Source organism: Pseudomonas sp. IT-P176 (genome assembly GCF_949767245.1).
Taxonomy (GTDB): domain Bacteria; phylum Pseudomonadota; class Gammaproteobacteria; order Pseudomonadales; family Pseudomonadaceae; genus Aquipseudomonas.
Genome location: NZ_CATKPN010000069.1, coordinates 1 through 15,675 on the forward strand (window position 1 = coordinate 1; position 15,675 = coordinate 15,675).

General features: G+C 62.4%; 16 protein-coding genes and 3 tRNA genes. 17 read left to right on the forward strand and 2 right to left on the reverse strand.

Annotated elements, in window-relative coordinates:
* The 14 genes from ACM6IP_RS20660 to ACM6IP_RS20725 form a co-directional block, all read left to right on the forward strand.
* The coding region (locus ACM6IP_RS20660) for a hypothetical protein (protein WP_414862186.1) at nucleotides 1-261 on the forward strand (261 nt) is incomplete at its 5' end.
* A gap of 17 nt (nucleotides 262-278) precedes the next feature.
* Entirely contained in the window at nucleotides 279-1,103 is an 825-nt protein-coding gene (gene truA, locus ACM6IP_RS20665) for a tRNA pseudouridine(38-40) synthase TruA (protein WP_159998870.1), read from the forward strand.
* Between the two features lie 63 nt (nucleotides 1,104-1,166).
* Complete coding sequence (locus ACM6IP_RS20670) at nucleotides 1,167-1,799, forward strand: phosphoribosylanthranilate isomerase (RefSeq protein WP_414862187.1); 633 nt, start codon at nucleotides 1,167-1,169, stop codon at nucleotides 1,797-1,799.
* A gap of 272 nt (nucleotides 1,800-2,071) precedes the next feature.
* Nucleotides 2,072-2,992 (forward strand): acetyl-CoA carboxylase, carboxyltransferase subunit beta, encoded by a 921-nt coding sequence (gene accD, locus ACM6IP_RS20675; protein ID WP_095171991.1) that lies wholly within the window; start codon nucleotides 2,072-2,074, stop codon nucleotides 2,990-2,992.
* Nucleotides 2,989-4,296: a bifunctional tetrahydrofolate synthase/dihydrofolate synthase gene (gene folC, locus ACM6IP_RS20680; RefSeq protein ID WP_401131266.1), complete on the forward strand. Its 1,308-nt coding sequence runs from the start codon at nucleotides 2,989-2,991 to the stop codon at nucleotides 4,294-4,296. Before accD ends, folC begins: the two co-directional genes overlap by 4 nt.
* Nucleotides 4,280-4,933: an SPOR domain-containing protein gene (locus tag ACM6IP_RS20685; RefSeq protein ID WP_414862188.1), complete on the forward strand. Its 654-nt coding sequence runs from the start codon at nucleotides 4,280-4,282 to the stop codon at nucleotides 4,931-4,933. The genes folC and ACM6IP_RS20685 overlap by 17 nt, the downstream gene beginning before the upstream one ends.
* Nucleotides 4,934-5,031: 98 nt before the next feature.
* On the forward strand, nucleotides 5,032-5,592 hold the full coding sequence (locus ACM6IP_RS20690) for a CvpA family protein (protein WP_095171985.1): 561 nt from the start codon (nucleotides 5,032-5,034) through the stop codon (nucleotides 5,590-5,592).
* 41 nt (nucleotides 5,593-5,633) lie between these two features.
* Complete coding sequence (gene purF, locus ACM6IP_RS20695; protein WP_095171983.1) at nucleotides 5,634-7,139, forward strand: amidophosphoribosyltransferase; 1,506 nt, start codon at nucleotides 5,634-5,636, stop codon at nucleotides 7,137-7,139.
* A 78-nt stretch (nucleotides 7,140-7,217) separates the two neighbouring features.
* Nucleotides 7,218-8,429: an O-succinylhomoserine sulfhydrylase gene (locus tag ACM6IP_RS20700; protein WP_401131271.1), complete on the forward strand. Its 1,212-nt coding sequence runs from the start codon at nucleotides 7,218-7,220 to the stop codon at nucleotides 8,427-8,429.
* A complete protein-coding gene (locus tag ACM6IP_RS20705; protein WP_159996867.1) occupies nucleotides 8,426-9,202 on the forward strand; it encodes an SDR family oxidoreductase in 777 nt (258 codons plus the stop codon). Before ACM6IP_RS20700 ends, ACM6IP_RS20705 begins: the two co-directional genes overlap by 4 nt.
* A gap of 168 nt (nucleotides 9,203-9,370) precedes the next feature.
* Nucleotides 9,371-9,446: transfer RNA gene (locus ACM6IP_RS20710), tRNA-Val, on the forward strand.
* Between the two features lie 54 nt (nucleotides 9,447-9,500).
* Nucleotides 9,501-9,577: transfer RNA gene (locus ACM6IP_RS20715), tRNA-Asp, on the forward strand.
* 93 nt (nucleotides 9,578-9,670) lie between these two features.
* Nucleotides 9,671-9,747, forward strand: a tRNA-Asp gene (locus tag ACM6IP_RS20720).
* A gap of 273 nt (nucleotides 9,748-10,020) precedes the next feature.
* Nucleotides 10,021-10,182 (forward strand): hypothetical protein, encoded by a 162-nt coding sequence (locus ACM6IP_RS20725; RefSeq protein WP_174244586.1) that lies wholly within the window; start codon nucleotides 10,021-10,023, stop codon nucleotides 10,180-10,182.
* A 15-nt stretch (nucleotides 10,183-10,197) separates the two neighbouring features.
* On the opposite strand, the gene ACM6IP_RS20730 is transcribed toward ACM6IP_RS20725, so the two are convergent.
* The gene (locus ACM6IP_RS20730; protein WP_414862189.1) at nucleotides 10,198-11,223 is read right to left on the reverse strand and encodes an AraC family transcriptional regulator ligand-binding domain-containing protein; all 1,026 of its coding nucleotides are present in this window, start codon (nucleotides 11,221-11,223) and stop codon (nucleotides 10,198-10,200) included.
* A 71-nt stretch (nucleotides 11,224-11,294) separates the two neighbouring features.
* Between ACM6IP_RS20730 and ACM6IP_RS20735 the strand changes: the two genes are divergently transcribed.
* A complete protein-coding gene (locus ACM6IP_RS20735; RefSeq protein ID WP_095171976.1) occupies nucleotides 11,295-12,209 on the forward strand; it encodes a LysR family transcriptional regulator in 915 nt (304 codons plus the stop codon).
* A 9-nt stretch (nucleotides 12,210-12,218) separates the two neighbouring features.
* Here the strand turns inward: ACM6IP_RS20735 and ACM6IP_RS20740 are convergent, their stop codons facing one another.
* Nucleotides 12,219-13,169, reverse strand: coding sequence for a transporter (locus ACM6IP_RS20740; protein ID WP_159996863.1), 951 nt, complete (start codon nucleotides 13,167-13,169; stop codon nucleotides 12,219-12,221).
* 259 nt (nucleotides 13,170-13,428) lie between these two features.
* Between ACM6IP_RS20740 and ACM6IP_RS20745 the strand changes: the two genes are divergently transcribed.
* Together ACM6IP_RS20745 and ACM6IP_RS20750 are read left to right on the forward strand one after the other, a co-directional pair.
* Nucleotides 13,429-14,466: an AraC family transcriptional regulator gene (locus ACM6IP_RS20745; RefSeq protein ID WP_414862190.1), complete on the forward strand. Its 1,038-nt coding sequence runs from the start codon at nucleotides 13,429-13,431 to the stop codon at nucleotides 14,464-14,466.
* Nucleotides 14,467-14,529: 63 nt separating this feature from the next.
* Nucleotides 14,530-15,417 (forward strand): Dyp-type peroxidase, encoded by an 888-nt coding sequence (locus tag ACM6IP_RS20750; protein ID WP_159996859.1) that lies wholly within the window; start codon nucleotides 14,530-14,532, stop codon nucleotides 15,415-15,417.
* Nucleotides 15,418-15,675: the final 258 nt, after the last annotated feature.

A 15,675-nucleotide genomic window follows, 5' to 3' on the forward strand; every position in this document is an offset into this window, starting at 1 on the left:
CACCAAGTGGTGGGGAAGAGCGTTTTGCTTACTTTTGCGCTGTTCAAAAGTGAGCCGCCGTCAGGCGGAACCATAGGAGGCCGTTACCGAAGAAATGGATATGTACTCGGCCTGATCCAGCATCCGTCCGGCCAGGCCCCACAGATTCACTGTGAGCAAGCGCAAAACAAAAAACAGCGCGAACATGGCATCCCCGGCGCACACCCTTATAATGCCCGCCTTAGCGTAAATCAGCAGGCTGTCACCCCTTGGCAAATATAGATAACCCGGCCGCCGAAATGGCGGCCGACGGCTTTTTCCGGATCGCGTTGGGCGTCGAATACAAAGGCTCGCGCTACCGCGGCTGGCAGCGCCAGGCCTCCGGCGTGGCCACCGTGCAACAAGCCCTCGAGACGGCCTTGTCGAAAGTCGCCGATTCGCCGGTGTCCCTGCATTGCGCGGGGCGCACCGATGCCGGTGTGCACGCCTGTGGCCAGGTGGTGCATTTCGACACCCAGGTGGAGCGTTCGCTGAAGGCCTGGGTCATGGGCGCCAACATCAACTTGCCCCACGACATCAGCGTCAGTTGGGCCAAGGTCATGCCGGCGGATTTCCATGCGCGCTTCAAGGCCATTGCCCGGCGTTATCGTTATGTCATCTACAACGACCAGATCCGCCCGGCCCACCTCAACGAGGAAGTGACCTGGAACCATCGGCCGCTGGATGAGCAACGCATGGCCGAAGCTGCGCAGCATTTGCTCGGTACGCACGATTTCAGCGCCTTTCGCGCGGGGCAGTGCCAGGCCAAGTCGCCGGTCAAGCAGATCCATCACCTGCGCGTGACCCGGCACGGCAAAATGATCGTGCTGGACATTCGCGCCAGTGCCTTCCTGCATCACATGGTGCGTAACATTGCCGGGGTGCTGATGACCATCGGTACCGGCGAGCGTCCGGTGGAGTGGGCCAAGGAGGTGCTGGAGAGCCGGATTCGCCGCACGGGCGGGGTCACGGCCCATCCCTTCGGGCTGTACCTGGTGCAGGTCGAGTACCGTGATGAATTCCCGCTGCCAGAGCGTTACATCGGGCCGCATTTCCTCACCGGCTTCTCGGAACTTGACGGCTGACGCCCGCCAATGCATTTGCTACCATCCGGGACTTTCCCGGATTTGCCCTGAGGTTCCCCCGACATGCCAGCCGTTCGCAGCAAAATTTGTGGGATTACCCGCATTGAAGACGCGCTGGCGGCGGTCGAGGCGGGGGCCGATGCCATCGGGTTGGTGTTCTACGCCAAGAGCCCGCGGGCGGTCACGGTCCAGCAGGCGCGGGCAATTATCGCCGCGCTGCCGCCGTTCGTGACCACCGTGGGTTTGTTCGTCAACGCCAGTCGCTGCGAGCTCGGCGAGATCCTCGATGCCGTGCCGCTGGACCTGTTGCAGTTCCATGGTGATGAAACCCTGGCCGATTGCGAAGGCTGGCACCGGCCCTATATCAAGGCCCTGCGGGTCAAGGCCGGGGACGATATCGCCGCTGCCTGTGATGCCTACCCGAGTGCCAGTGGGATCTTGCTCGATACCTATGTCGAAGGAGTGCCCGGTGGAACCGGCGAGGCCTTCGACTGGTCATTGATACCGCCGGGTTTGCGCAAGCCGATTATCCTGGCCGGCGGCCTGACCCCGGACAACGTGGCGCAGGCCATTGCTCGGGTCCAGCCGTACGCGGTGGACGTCAGTGGTGGGGTAGAGCAGGGCAAGGGCATCAAGGATCACGCAAGGATTCACGCATTTATGCAGGCCGTACGCAGCAGCACCGCGACGATGTGACGGCTGGCAGTCTGCCGCCGTCCACTGCATGGTACAAAACATGCGCTGCACACAGCAGGCAGGCGTCGCCTTCGGGCGGGCCAGAACCGAAGTGGCAACCCCAAGCGCGGGTTGTCTGGATGGCTGAGGATGGAGTGCGTTGCAGGCAGGTCACGGCCTAGTGCTGACCGCCGTAGCGTACCGATCATCGCCGCACACATGAATTTAGCTCAAGGGCATACACGGGGCTGCGAACCAGAGCGTTCGGGCCGCCGGTACTGGAGAAAGAAAGCATGAGCAACTGGTTAGTAGACAAACTGATCCCTTCGATCATGCGTTCCGAGGTGAAAAAAAGCTCGGTGCCTGAAGGTCTGTGGCACAAGTGCCCATCCTGCGAGGCGGTGCTGTACCGTCCGGAACTGGAAAAGACCCTGGATGTTTGCCCCAAGTGCAATCACCACATGCGCATTGGCGCCCGTGCACGGATCGACATCTTCCTCGACGCTGAAGGCCGTGCCGAATTGGGCGCCGAGCTGGAGCCGGTTGACCGTCTGAAATTCCGCGACGGCAAGAAGTACAAGGACCGCCTGACTGCTGCCCAGAAGCAGACCGGTGAAAAAGACGCCCTGATCTCCATGAGCGGTACCCTGTTGGGCATGCCGGTGGTGGTGTCGGCGTTCGAATTCTCCTTCATGGGCGGTTCCATGGGCGCGATCGTCGGCGAGCGCTTCGTGCGTGCGGCCAACTATGCGCTGGAGCACCGTTGCCCGATGATCTGCTTCGCCGCTTCCGGTGGCGCGCGGATGCAGGAAGCCCTGATCTCGTTGATGCAAATGGCCAAGACCTCGGCGGTCCTGGCGCGTCTGCGTGAAGAAGGCATTCCGTTCATCTCGGTACTGACCGACCCGGTCTACGGCGGCGTTTCCGCCAGCCTGGCGATGCTGGGCGACGTGATCGTCGGCGAACCCAAGGCCCTGATCGGCTTCGCCGGTCCGCGCGTGATCGAGCAGACCGTACGGGAAAAACTGCCAGAAGGCTTCCAGCGCAGCGAGTTCCTGCTTGAGCACGGCGCCATCGATATGATCATTGCCCGTTCCGAGCTGCGTCCACGCCTGGGCAACCTGCTGGCGCAACTGATGGGCCTGCCGACGCCTGAGTTCGTCGCCGCACCTATCGAGCCAATCGTGGTTCCGCCGGTGCCTGCCAACCTATGACCCAACGTACCCTTGGCGAATGGCTCGCCTACCTTGAGCAGTTGCATCCGTCCGCCATCGACATGGGGCTTGCGCGCTCGCAAGAGGTAGCGTCCCGGATGGGGCTGGGCAAGCCGGCGCCTCGGGTGATCACGGTCACCGGCACCAACGGCAAGGGTTCTACCTGTGCGTTCGTGGCTTCCTTGCTGCGCGCGCAGGGCCTGAAGGTGGGTGTCTACAATTCTCCGCATCTGCTGCATTACAACGAGCGGGTGCAGGTCAATGGCGTGTTGGCCACTGACGAACAGCTGTGCGAGGCCTTCACTGCGGTGGAGGCGGGCCGTGGCGAAATCTCCCTGACCTACTTCGAAATGGGCACCCTGGCGGCGTTCTGGCTGTTCCAGCGCGCAGGTCTGGATGCGGTGGTTCTGGAAGTTGGTCTTGGCGGGCGCCTGGACACGGTCAACCTGGTGGATGCAGATATCGCGCTGGTCACCAGTGTCGGTGTCGATCATGCCGACTACCTGGGCAATACCCGGGAATCGGTGGCCTTCGAGAAGGCCGGGATTTTCCGCCACGGCGCTCCGGCGCTGTGTGGCGACCTCAATCCACCACAACCCCTGCTGGACAAGGCGCGCGAGCTGGCCTGCCCATTTTTCCTGCGGGGTCGGGATTTTGACCTGGGCCTGACGGACCAGCACTGGCAGTGGCGCGGTGTCGACGGCCAGGGGCGTACGCTTGAGCTGCGGGATCTGCCATTGCTCGACCTGCCGATGGAAAACGCTGCGCTGGCGCTGCAGGCCTACGCCTTGCTGGACCTGCCTTGGATGCCTGAGCAGATTGCCGCGGCATTGCAGGCGACTCGCGTGGTCGGGCGCCTGGATCGGCGTCAGTTCAACTGGCAGGGCAAGCGCCTGAACCTGATGCTGGACGTCGGGCACAATCCGCACGCGGCCGAGTACCTGGCGCAGCGCCTGGCCCGGCGGCCGGTGGTGGGTCGGCGCCTGGCGGTCTTCGGATTGCTGGCCGACAAGGATCTTGATGGAGTTGTCGGTGAATTGAGTGCTAGTGTCCAGCACTGGGCTGTCGCCCCGCTGGATTCTGCGCGCGCCCGCCCGGTTGCGGATATACAGGCCGCGTTGCAGAACCTTGGCGCGTCCGTGACCTCCTATGCAAGTGTGGCCGAAGCCCTGGAGGGGCAGAGCGCGCAGGCAACGGCAGACGACGAGATTCTGCTGTTCGGATCATTTTATTGTGTCGCCGAGGCCCTTGAATGGCTCGCTCGGCACTCCACGGAGGAAGCTGCAGATGGCTTTGCTGGATAACGCGTACAAGCAGCGGATGGTCGGTGCACTGGTGCTGGTGGCCCTGGCGGTGATTTTCCTGCCGATGATGTTCTCCCGTGAGGATGAACAGCGCCAGGTGGTGGTCCAGGCTCCGGCCGCACCACGGGCGCCGGCCATGCCTCAGGTCCAGGTCGAGCCGGTGGTGGTTCCCGAGCCACAAGCGCTGCCGCAGGAACCTGTGCCCAGCGATGCCGAAATTGCCATGGAGCAGGCACCGGCCGCGAGCACACCGACTGTCGCCCCGAGCGCACCGATCGTCGCGGCGCCGGTGGTGGCCAAGCCGGTTACCTCGCCGCCAGCACCCAAGCCAGTACCTGCTCCGGCTGTGCCCGCCAGCAAGCCTGACACCACCCAGAGTCGGGTCGATGCCAATGGCCTGTCGGTCAGTTGGTCGGTGCAACTGGCCAGCCTGGCCAATCGTGAAAGCGCCGAAAGCCTGCAGAAAACCCTGCGCAGCCAGGGCTACAACGCCTATATCCGCACCGCGGATGGCAAGAATAGGGTGTTCGTCGGGCCGCTGATCGAGCGCGCCGAAGCCGACCGTCTGCGTGATCTGTTGAACCGCAAACAGAACCTCAAGGGTTTTGTGGTGCGTTTCCAGCCCGAGCGCGGCTGAAACGATCGTCCCTATTTGAAATGCACTGAAAATCGCAGCTTACCGATAGCCATGGGCTCTGCTAAAATGCGCCGCCTTATCCGTCTGTAGGCTGTACTGTGCCATTTACCTGGGTTGACTGGGCGATCGTTGCAATCATCGCCATCTCCGCTTTGATCAGTCTGAGCCGCGGCTTCGTAAAAGAAGCATTATCGCTGGTGACCTGGATCATCGCAGGAGCCGTTGCCTGGATGTTTGGTGGCTCATTGTCCGAGTACCTCGCTGGATACATCGAAACACCTTCGGCCCGCGTGATCGCCGGCTGCGCCATCTTGTTTGTGGCCACCCTCGTGGTGGGTGCAATGATCAATTATCTTATCGGCGAACTGGTTCGCGTCACCGGCCTCTCCGGGACCGATCGATTCCTCGGCATGGCCTTCGGTGCGGCGCGTGGCGCCTTGCTGGTGGTCACCGCAGTCGGGCTGTTGAGCCTGGGCCCGGTACAGCAGGATTCATGGTGGCAGGAGTCGCGGCTCGTGCCACAATTTCTATTGGTTGCAGACTGGTCCAAAAACCTCATATTGGGGTGGAGCAGTCAGTGGCTGGCCAGCGGTATCAGCGTACCCGCTGACATACCGTTCAAGGAGCATCTCTTGCCGACGGCGAAAACGCCGCAGTGAGTCGTGTTCAGTTCAGTTTCATTAAGTAGGGGTTGCGTCGCATGTGTGGCATCGTCGGTATCGTCGGTAAGTCGAACGTCAATCAGGCGCTGTATGACGCGCTAACCGTCCTCCAGCACCGCGGCCAGGACGCTGCCGGGATTGTGACCAGCCACGACGGCCGGTTATTTCTGCGCAAGGACAATGGTCTGGTACGTGACGTGTTTCATCAGCGTCACATGCAGCGCCTCGTCGGCCACATGGGCATTGGCCATGTGCGTTATCCGACTGCCGGTAGCTCGACCTCGGCCGAAGCTCAACCGTTTTACGTCAACTCGCCATATGGCATCACCCTGGCGCACAACGGCAACCTGACCAACGTTGAACAGTTGGCCAAGGAGATCTACGAATCTGATCTGCGCCACGTCAATACCAACTCCGACTCGGAAGTGCTGCTCAACGTGTTCGCTCACGAACTGGCCCAGCGCGGCAAGTTGCAGCCAACCGAAGAAGACGTGTTCGCTGCCGTCACCGACGTGCACAACCGTTGCATAGGTGGCTACGCGGTCGTGGCGATGATCACCGGCTACGGTATCGTCGGCTTCCGCGACCCGCACGGCATCCGTCCGATCGTCTTCGGCCAGCGTCACACCGACGAAGGCGTCGAGTACATGATCGCCTCCGAGAGCGTGTCCCTGGACGTGCTGGGCTTTACCCTGATCCGCGACCTGGCGCCGGGCGAAGCGGTCTACATCACTGAAGAGGGTAAGCTGCACACCCGTCAGTGCGCGACCAACCCGTCCCTGACCCCGTGCATCTTCGAACACGTGTACCTGGCGCGTCCGGACTCGATCATCGACGGCGTGTCGGTGTACAAGGCTCGCCTGCGCATGGGTGAGAAGCTGGCCGAGAAGATCCTGCGCGAGCGTCCCGAGCACGACATCGACGTGGTCATCCCGATTCCGGACACCAGCCGCACCGCGGCCCTGGAGCTGGCGAACCACCTGGGCGTGAAGTTCCGCGAAGGTTTCGTGAAAAACCGCTACATCGGCCGGACCTTCATCATGCCGGGCCAGGCAGCGCGGAAAAAATCCGTACGCCAGAAGCTCAACGCCATCGAGCTGGAGTTCCGCGGCAAGAACGTGATGCTGGTGGACGACTCGATCGTGCGCGGCACCACCTGCAAACAGATCATCCAGATGGCCCGTGAAGCTGGCGCCAAGAACGTCTACTTCTGCTCCGCGGCACCGGCCGTGCGTTACCCGAACGTCTACGGCATCGACATGCCAAGCGCTCACGAACTGATCGCGCACAATCGTTCGACCCAGGACGTGGCCGACCTGATCGGTGCTGACTGGCTGATCTATCAGGACCTGCCTGACTTGATCGAAGCGGTCGGCGGCGGCAAGATCAAGATCGAAAAGTTCGATTGCGCAGTGTTCGACGGCAAGTACGTCACCGGCGACGTCGACGAGGCTTACCTGAACAAGATCGAGCAGGCGCGTAACGACGCCTCCAAGGTCAAGACCCAGGCAGTCAGTGCGATCATCGATCTGTACAACAACTGAGTTTCTACCGGCCCTGAGGGGCCGGTTTTGTATCTACTACAGGCTCTTCATGACAAGAGCAGGGCAAGGAGTGACAGCATGAGTCAGGATTGGGATGCCGGTCGGCTGGACAGCGACCTCGATGGCGTAGCGTTCGATACCCTGGCCGTACGTGCCGGCCAGCACCGCACGCCGGAGGGCGAACACGGTGACCCGATGTTCTTCACCTCCAGCTATGTGTTCCGTACCGCGGCCGATGCTGCGGCGCGCTTTGCTGGCGAAGTGCCGGGCAACGTCTACTCGCGCTACACCAACCCCACTGTGCGGGCGTTCGAGGAGCGCATTGCCGCCCTCGAAGGCGCTGAGCAGGCGGTGGCCACGGCCACTGGCATGGCGGCAATTCTTGCGGTGGTGATGAGCCTGTGCAGTGCTGGCGACCATGTGCTGGTGTCGCGCAGTGTGTTTGGTTCGACCATCAGCCTGTTTGAGAAGTACTTCAAGCGCTTTGGCATCGAAGTCGACTACGTACCCCTGGCGGACCTGTCCGGCTGGGACGCGGCAATCAAGGCCAACACCAAGCTGCTGTTCGTCGAGTCGCCGTCCAATCCGTTGGCCGAACTGGTGGACATCAGTGCATTGTCCGAAGTCGCGCACGCCAAGGGCGCGATGCTGGTAGTCGACAACTGCTTCTGCACGCCTGCCTTGCAGCAACCGCTCAAGCTCGGCGCGGACGTCGTGGTGCACTCGGCCACCAAGTTCATCGACGGCCAGGGCCGGTGCATGGGCGGCGTGGTGGCTGGGCGCAGCGAGCAGATGAAGGAAATCGTCGGCTTCCTGCGTACAGCCGGGCCGACCCTGAGCCCGTTCAACGCCTGGATCTTCCTCAAGGGCCTGGAAACCTTGAGCCTGCGCATGAAGGCGCACTGTGCCAACGCCCAGCAACTGGCCGAATGGCTGGAGCAGCAGGACGGCATCGAGAAAGTGCATTACGCCGGCCTCAAGAGCCACCCGCAGCACGAGTTGGCCCAGCGCCAGCAGAAGGGCTTTGGCGCGGTCGTGAGCTTCGAGGTCAAGGGCGGCAAAGAAGGCGCATGGCGCTTCATCGATGCCACCCGGCTGATCTCGATCACCGCCAACCTGGGTGACAGCAAGACCACCATTACCCACCCAAGCACCACCTCCCACGGGCGCCTGGCGCCGCAGGAGCGCGAGGCGGCGGGTATTCGTGACAGCCTGATCCGGATTGCCGTCGGCCTCGAAGATGTGGTCGACCTGCAAGCGGACCTGGCGCGCGGGCTGGCTGCCTTGTGATCGAGATCGCAACGCCTGCCAGCGGCAGCAATGGCCGGGTTGCCCTGGTCACAGGTGCTGCCCGCGGCATCGGTCTGGGGATTGCCGCCTGGTTGATCAGCGAAGGCTGGCAGGTGGTGCTGACCGATCTCGACCGTGAGCGTGGTTCCAAGGTTGCCAAGGCGTTGGGTGAGCATGCCTGGTTCATCACCATGGACGTTGCCGATGAGCAGCAAGTGACCCAGGGCGTTGCCGAAGTACTGGGGCAGTTTGGGCGCCTGGATGCCCTGGTGTGCAACGCAGCGGTTGCCGACCCGCGCAATATCACCCTGGAAAGCCTCGACCTGGCCTACTGGAATCGGGTGTTGGCGGTCAACCTCAGTGGGCCCATGTTGTTGGCCAAGCACTGTGCGCCGTATCTGCGGGCCCACAACGGTGCCATCGTCAACCTGGCCTCGACCCGGGCCGGGCAGTCGGAACCTGACACCGAGGCCTACGCGGCGAGCAAGGGCGGCTTGCTGGCCTTGACCCACGCCCTGGCCATCAGCCTTGGCCCGGAAGTCCGGGTCAATGCGGTCAGCCCTGGCTGGATCGATGCCCGCGACCCGTCGGCGCGACGTGCCGAACCATTGAGTGATGCCGATCATGCCCAGCATCCGGCGGGCAGGGTAGGTACGGTCGAAGATGTCGCGGCGATGGTAGCGTGGCTGCTGTCGCGCAATGCCGGGTTTGTCACCGGCCAGGAGTTCGTGGTCGACGGCGGCATGACCAAGAAGATGATCTACGAGCAGTGAAGGGCAGCGACAAGTAAAAGCCGGTCGCAGGCGTCACTGCCTGCGCACCACTGCTTTGACTTGGAGCTTGCCGCTTGTGGCTTTCAGCTGTTTTTGAAAAAAACTTCAATCAGGGTATTGACTTAGCTTCGGTATCTGCGTAAATTTCGCGGCCTCGGAGAAGCAAACGGGTGATTAGCTCAGCTGGGAGAGCGTCTGCCTTACAAGCAGAATGTCGGCGGTTCGATCCCGTCATCACCCACCACTTCTTGAGAGTCTTGCGAAAGCAAGATGGAAGCTGAAAAGCCTCCACCGACGCGCAGCGGTAGTTCAGTCGGTTAGAATACCGGCCTGTCACGCCGGGGGTCGCGGGTTCGAGTCCCGTCCGCTGCGCCATATTTTCCAGATCGGGTTTACCCGGTTTGAGATTGCAAAGCCTCGAAGCTTTACAGTCAGACGAATTAACTGGACGCAAGTCCACAGCGATACGCAGCGGTAGTTCAGTCGGTTAGAATACCGGCCTGTCACGCCGGGGGTCGCGGGTTCGAGTCCCGTCCGCTGCGCCATATCTGCTCCAGGGCCCACTGAACGCCTTGGTGCTACGAAGCAAAACATTGGTCATGCCGATGTCTGTTTCGAGTCGATAGCAAAGACCCTGGTCGAAAGATCGGGGTTTTTTGTTTCTGCGATTCACAAAAAACCTGTGCGGCTCACGCTTCGCAGGTTTTTTGCTTTTCGCCTGGCGCGACAGACGCGCAAGCCAGCGTTGCCCTCAATATAGCGAAGCCGTGGCTTTGTTCTATCCTGAAATTTGAAACCCATCTCAGGAGGAGAGTGCCATGGCCGCTGACAAACAACACGATCAATACCGCGATAACGACGACGAAGAAGATCAGGATGAAGCCAGCCCTGAAGAGAACCCGCCACCACAGACCTGGAAACACCCCGATGACGGCAAAAGCCTCTCGGACCTGGACCAGGAATGGCCGTTGAAACCCTGACCCTGCCCGTACCGGTCATGCCTGGTGGCGTGATCGGTACGACCCTGGTGCGCATTCGAACCAGCGCAGGCAAGCGCGGTTGAAACTTTGCACATCGCTGTAGCCGAGCTGGTCGGAAATCTCCACCAGCTCCAACGGCGAGTGTTGCAGCAGGTCTTCGGCGCGATAGCGGCGGTACTCGTCCAGCAACTCGGAAAAACTCCAGCCCAGGGCTTTCAGGCGCCGGGCGGCGGTGCGTTCGAGCAGGTGCTGGGAGGTGCAGAAGTCTTGCCAGTGGGCGCCGGGCAAGTCGCGGATCAGGTGGTCGCTGACCAGTTCGAGCAAGGTCGGCTCGCTGTTGCGCCGAGTCTGCTCCAGCAGTTCGACCAGTGTCTCCTCCAGTTGATGATTGCCCGGGGTCAGCGCCTGCACGAATACCTGGGGTTCGAGGTGGATCACGTTGTGTGCCTGGCGCCACTGCACCGGAGCACGGAAGGCCTGCTCGTGAGCCGAGGGGCTGGCCGGAGCCGGGTGCACCAGGCCCACCCCCAGGATCGGGTCTTGCCCCAGCCCGCTCGCCAGCACCTTGCGGCGCAGCATGCTGCAGATGCTGATGAGGATGTAGTCAGTCATCGCGGCGGTGGCGCGCAGGCTGCCGCAGTCCAGTAAGTGCAGTTGCACCGAGTCTTCGCTGCGCACCACCCGGGCCTGGAAATGGCCGTTGAAAAACGGGAAGAAACGCACGAAGTAGGCGCAGGCGCTGTCCAGCGATGCGGCCACATCAAACAGGTAGGTCAGGCCGTTGGTCGAGGTGGACACGAAGCGCCGCCCGGCCGCCAGCCCCAGCAGCGGGTCGGCGGTCGTGGCCTGGGCAAAGGCCCAGAAGCGCCGGGACAGAAACAGCGGGATCCGCGTAAACGGAGTGCGCAGTTCAAACAGCGTACGGCGAAACAAGGCCTCGATCTGTTCGCGCGCCACTCCCCGGGCCAGCAGTTCTTCGATGGCCGGCAGCAGGCTGGGGGCGTAGAACGCGTTGGCTGTCGGCTGATCGCTTTTTGTCATTTAGGGCTCACAGCATGTTCCGGTTCACTGGTTAGGCTGCCCGACGTTAAGCGATTTGCCGGAGCAAGACCATGCTTGATTTACGCCAGCTCGACCTCAACCTCCTGCTCGCCTTCGATGCTATCTACCAGCAACGCAGCGTTACCCGCGCTGCCGAAGTCATGAGCCTGTCGCAACCGGCGATGAGCAACGCGCTGCGTCGCCTGCGTGACCTGTGTGGCGACCCGCTGTTCATCAAGAGCCGCCTGGGGGTGACGCCGACCCTGGTGGCACACCGCCTGGCCGATTACGTGCGCGCCGCGCTGGAGTGCCTGCGCGATGGCTTGCGGATGATCCCGGCCGCGCGGCAAAGCGATCCGCTGCTGCGCATCAGTTGCCTGGACTGCCTGCAGCCGGTGTTGCTCGAAGCCTTGCTCCAGGCCCCGCATGCCGATTGGCAGGTGCGGTATTTCCAGCCGCGACGCCGGGACGCCCTGCAGGAACTGGCAGCGGGCAAACTGGACATCCTGATCGATCTCGACCAACCCCTGGCGGGCCTGGCCGGCTTGCACAAGCAGGTGCTGCCGGTCGATCACTATGTGTTCGCCTATGGCGAGGCGCTGCGAGAGCCGCCGCGCACCCTGCAGGCTTACCTGGCGCAACCGCAGATCCAGGTCTCCAGCCGGCGCGACGGGCTGAGCCCGGTGGATCTGCACCTGGGCCTGAAAAGCCTGCGGCGCAACATCGCCGTAAGCACCCAGAGCACCCTGGCGGCGAAGTTGATCGCCGACCGCCAGCCGTTCGGCCTGAGCCTGCCGAGCCGGGTCGCCACGGCCCTGGGTATGCAGCAGGCGCCGTTGCCCCTGGACGAACCGGTAGCGTTGCAATTGGCGCTGTACATCGAGTCGCGATATCGCTTCGAGCGCAGCCGGGAGGAGGCGATGCACTGCCTGCTCAACGCCCTGGGCGCACCTCGCGCTCCGCTGGCCGTGGCACGCCGGGCGTGAGGCGCGTTGTCAGAACGCGTAGGGAATGGTGACTTTGGCCCACAGCATCTGGCCTTCTGGACGGTTTTCCACGTCGAATTCCTTGGCCCAGCGCAACTCGGCACTCGCGTACTTGAGAAAGGTCAGATACATCGCCGGACCAATGGCGAACACCTCGCCACGCACCCCGTCATTGACGTCCTGGCCGTTGAACTGCACGGTCTTGCCGTATTGTTTATCGTCGGTGGTCTGCTTGAGGTAATAACCGTTGAGGCCGAGGTTGAGGTTGTCGGTCACTTTGTAGCTGGCGGAATAGTCGAAGTGGAAAATCTGCCCTGAGCGGTAATCGGTGTCGTGGTTCTCTTCGTTGAAGCTGTAGGTGGTCTTGAGTGACAGCTCGGTCCGCTCGGTCGGCAACCAGGTGAAGGAAAACAGCGGTTTGTAGGTGTAGAAGTTGTTGCTGGTGTTGGCCAGTCGCGTGGCGTCGTATTCGCCGGTAGGAATGGTGATCTCCAGTGCCGCACCCAAGGTCAGGTTTTTCCCCATGTCCCACAAAATGATCGGGGCCACGGTGGTGTCGCCCATGCTTTCGCGGTCATCCTCCAGGCCGAAGGCCTGCACGCGCTGCTTGATCCAGGGCTGGGCTGCGTAGAAACCCAGGCGACCACCGGCGATCCGCAGCGGGGTCAAGTAGTCCAGGCGCGGAATCACCGCTTCGGAGGTGATCTCGACCCCCGGCACCTTGCCACCCAGGGAGCTGATATTGAGCTTCCTGGCCTTGTAGAAGTTGTAGTAGAGGTTGAACGCAACCATGTTGTCCGGAAGGCTGTTGACGTCCAATGGCAGCATGAAGAAGCCATCGGTGCCCGGGCCGATGTTGTCGACACCGGATTCGGTGGCCTGTGCCGACAGGCAGACACTCGACAGCAGGGCCAGGCTTATCGCCAGGCGCAGGGGAGGGGAGACACGGGTCGGATTCATTTTTTTAACTCTTATTATTGTCTGGGGGCGCATCGCCGGCCTTGACGCTGGCCGCAACATAGAAATAAGCCCTCAGCGCCCGACAGGGCAGGGTATTGGCGGACACAGAGGGGACTTCTGCGGCCAGCCTGTGGCCTGCCGTGGCGCCTGGCCGGCGAGGTTGGTTGCGGGTTGGCGGTCAGGCGGCCAGGCGTGCTAACGTTCTGCGACATAATCGGTTACAAAAATAACAACTGAACCTGACCGGAAGCCAGTCGCCATGCCCATCAAAGTCATCGATCCCCACTACGAAATGGCGCTGGTGTCACCGTTCCTGCTGCAGACCCTGGCCGAAGTGGCCAGTGCCAACGGCATCGACCCCCACAGCCTGTGCCGTGGCCTGGGGTTTTCCCTCGAGGACCTGCAAGACCCGGCACAACGTATTTCCTACCGCCAGGCCGTGGCGATGATCCAGCGCGCACTCAAGGTCATCCCCAACCAGGGGCTCGGGCTGTGGGTGGGCAACCAGAACGTGCTGGGCACCCTGGGGTTGCTGGGGCATGTGTTGTCGCTGTGCAAGACCCTGCGTGACGCATTCGAGCTGGGTATGCGCCACCAGCACACCTCGGGCGGGATCGTGGTCTCCAGCGTCCGCGAAGTGGCCACCCAGGTGTTTGTCGACGCCGAGTGTCGCCTGCCGTTCGCCGACGTGCAGATGTTCGCCGTGGAAGAGTTCTTTGCCAGCCTGCTGGTCTACGGCCGAGCGCTGGTGGGTGTCGATTTCAGCTGTGTGCGGGTGGAGTTCGTCCACGCAGCCCCCGACTATCTGGCCGAATATCACCGCCTGCTGGGCACGGATGTGCGCTTTGGCTGCCTGCACAACCGCCTGGTGCTGGAAGCTCGCTGGCTCGACGTGCGCCTGCCCAACCACCATTCCCTGGCGCTGCGCCAGGCGGTCAAGCTGCTGGAGCTGGAAGGGGCCGAGGTGCACCAGAAGCTCGACCTGATTCAAGCAGTGGAGCGGGCCATCTCCCGCGACCTGACCCAGGGCAGCCACATCGAGAAAATCGCTGGCGACCTGAACATGAGCGGCCGCACCCTGCGCCGTCGCCTGACCGAACATGCCCTGACCTTCGAGGCCCTGCTGGAGCAAGTACGCCAGGCGCGCACCATGAGCCTGTTGGCCAACCCCGAGATGTCCATCGAGCGCATCACCGAAGAAGTCGGCTACAGCGATGTGCGCAGTTTCCGGCGTGCCTTCAAGCGCTGGACCGGGCAGAGCCCGAGTGCGTACCGGGGTGAGGCGCAGGCACATTAACCCTTGCCCTCACACAAACCCCCGCGTGGCGGGTAGAATTCCTGCCTTTCTAAAGGAGTTCTCATGAGTTACTACCAGCCGGGCATCCTCGCCACTCCCGTCCCGCCTCAGGCGCGGCATCTGTTTTTTGCGCTGCAGGCCGTTGAGGCATTGCCGGCGGCGCTCGACCAACTGATGCAGTGGGTTGACGGGAAGACGGCGGTGGTTGGGTTTGGCAAGTCGCTGGTCAACGCCCTGGAGGCCAAAGTGCCTGGGCTGCGGCCGTTCCCGGCGATGATCGGCGTGGGCGTCGACAACCCGTCGACCCAGCACGCGCTGTGGCTCTGGCTGCACGGTGAAGACCGCGGCGAACTGCTCAACCGCAGCCGCGCTATCGAGGCGGCGCTGGCCCCGGCCCTGCGCCTGGTGCAGATGAACGAAACCTTCCGCCACATGACCGGCCACGACCTGACCGGCTACGAAGACGGCACCGAAAACCCCCACGATGATGCCGCCGTGGCGGCCGCACTGGTGGCTGAGGGCGAGGATGGCCAGGTGGGTGGCAGTTTTGCCGCGATCCAGCAGTGGCAGCATGACCTCAGCGGCTTCAATGCATTGGCGTCCCATGAGCAGGACAACATCATGGGCCGGCGTAAAAGCGATAACGAAGAGCTCGACGACGCGCCGATTTCCGCCCACGTCAAACGCACCGCCCAGGAAAGCTTCACCCCAGAGGCGTTCATCGTCCGTCGCTCGATGCCGTGGATCGAAGGCGAGCGTGCCGGCCTGATGTTCCTGGCCTTCGGTCATTCATTCAATGCCTTCGAAGCCCAGTTGCGCCGCATGAGTGGCCTGGAAGACGGGATCGCCGATGGCCTGTACCGCATGAGCCGGCCGATCACCGGTGGTTACTACTGGTGCCCACCCCTCAAGGATGGCCGCCTCGACCTGCGTGCGCTGCATATCGGCTGACGGGCATTCACCGTCGATAGCTGCGATCTTTTGATCCTGGGTTTGTGGGTATATCCGGTGCTGCGGTTATGGCGGCTTAGGGTTCCGCCCTTACGGCGGGTCATGCAGCTGCAGGCGGGCTCGGCCTGTTGAGTGGTAAGGGCGGGCTTGCCCGCGATAGGCATAGGTATCTACACAGCTGTGGTGCGACGTTGCACCTGTGGAGAAAGAACCTGCTTGTGTACTGACCTCTGGGCCTCTGGGGTGTTGGATTAAGCG

Coding starts and splice junctions, on each gene's coding strand:
- accD (WP_095171991.1), top strand. CDS start 2,072: ATGAGCAACTGGTTAGTAGACAAACTGATCCCTTCGATCATGCGTTCC.
- ACM6IP_RS20725 (WP_174244586.1), top strand. CDS start 10,021: ATGGCCGCTGACAAACAACACGATCAATACCGCGATAACGACGACGAA.
- ACM6IP_RS20735 (WP_095171976.1), top strand. CDS start 11,295: ATGCTTGATTTACGCCAGCTCGACCTCAACCTCCTGCTCGCCTTCGAT.
- ACM6IP_RS20745 (WP_414862190.1), top strand. CDS start 13,429: ATGCCCATCAAAGTCATCGATCCCCACTACGAAATGGCGCTGGTGTCA.
- ACM6IP_RS20740 (WP_159996863.1), bottom strand. CDS start 13,169: ATGAATCCGACCCGTGTCTCCCCTCCCCTGCGCCTGGCGATAAGCCTG.
- ACM6IP_RS20685 (WP_414862188.1), top strand. CDS start 4,280: ATGGCTTTGCTGGATAACGCGTACAAGCAGCGGATGGTCGGTGCACTG.
- folC (WP_401131266.1), top strand. CDS start 2,989: ATGACCCAACGTACCCTTGGCGAATGGCTCGCCTACCTTGAGCAGTTG.
- truA (WP_159998870.1), top strand. CDS start 279: ATGGCGGCCGACGGCTTTTTCCGGATCGCGTTGGGCGTCGAATACAAA.
- ACM6IP_RS20730 (WP_414862189.1), bottom strand. CDS start 11,223: ATGACAAAAAGCGATCAGCCGACAGCCAACGCGTTCTACGCCCCCAGC.
- ACM6IP_RS20670 (WP_414862187.1), top strand. CDS start 1,167: ATGCCAGCCGTTCGCAGCAAAATTTGTGGGATTACCCGCATTGAAGAC.
- ACM6IP_RS20750 (WP_159996859.1), top strand. CDS start 14,530: ATGAGTTACTACCAGCCGGGCATCCTCGCCACTCCCGTCCCGCCTCAG.
- ACM6IP_RS20700 (WP_401131271.1), top strand. CDS start 7,218: ATGAGTCAGGATTGGGATGCCGGTCGGCTGGACAGCGACCTCGATGGC.
- purF (WP_095171983.1), top strand. CDS start 5,634: ATGTGTGGCATCGTCGGTATCGTCGGTAAGTCGAACGTCAATCAGGCG.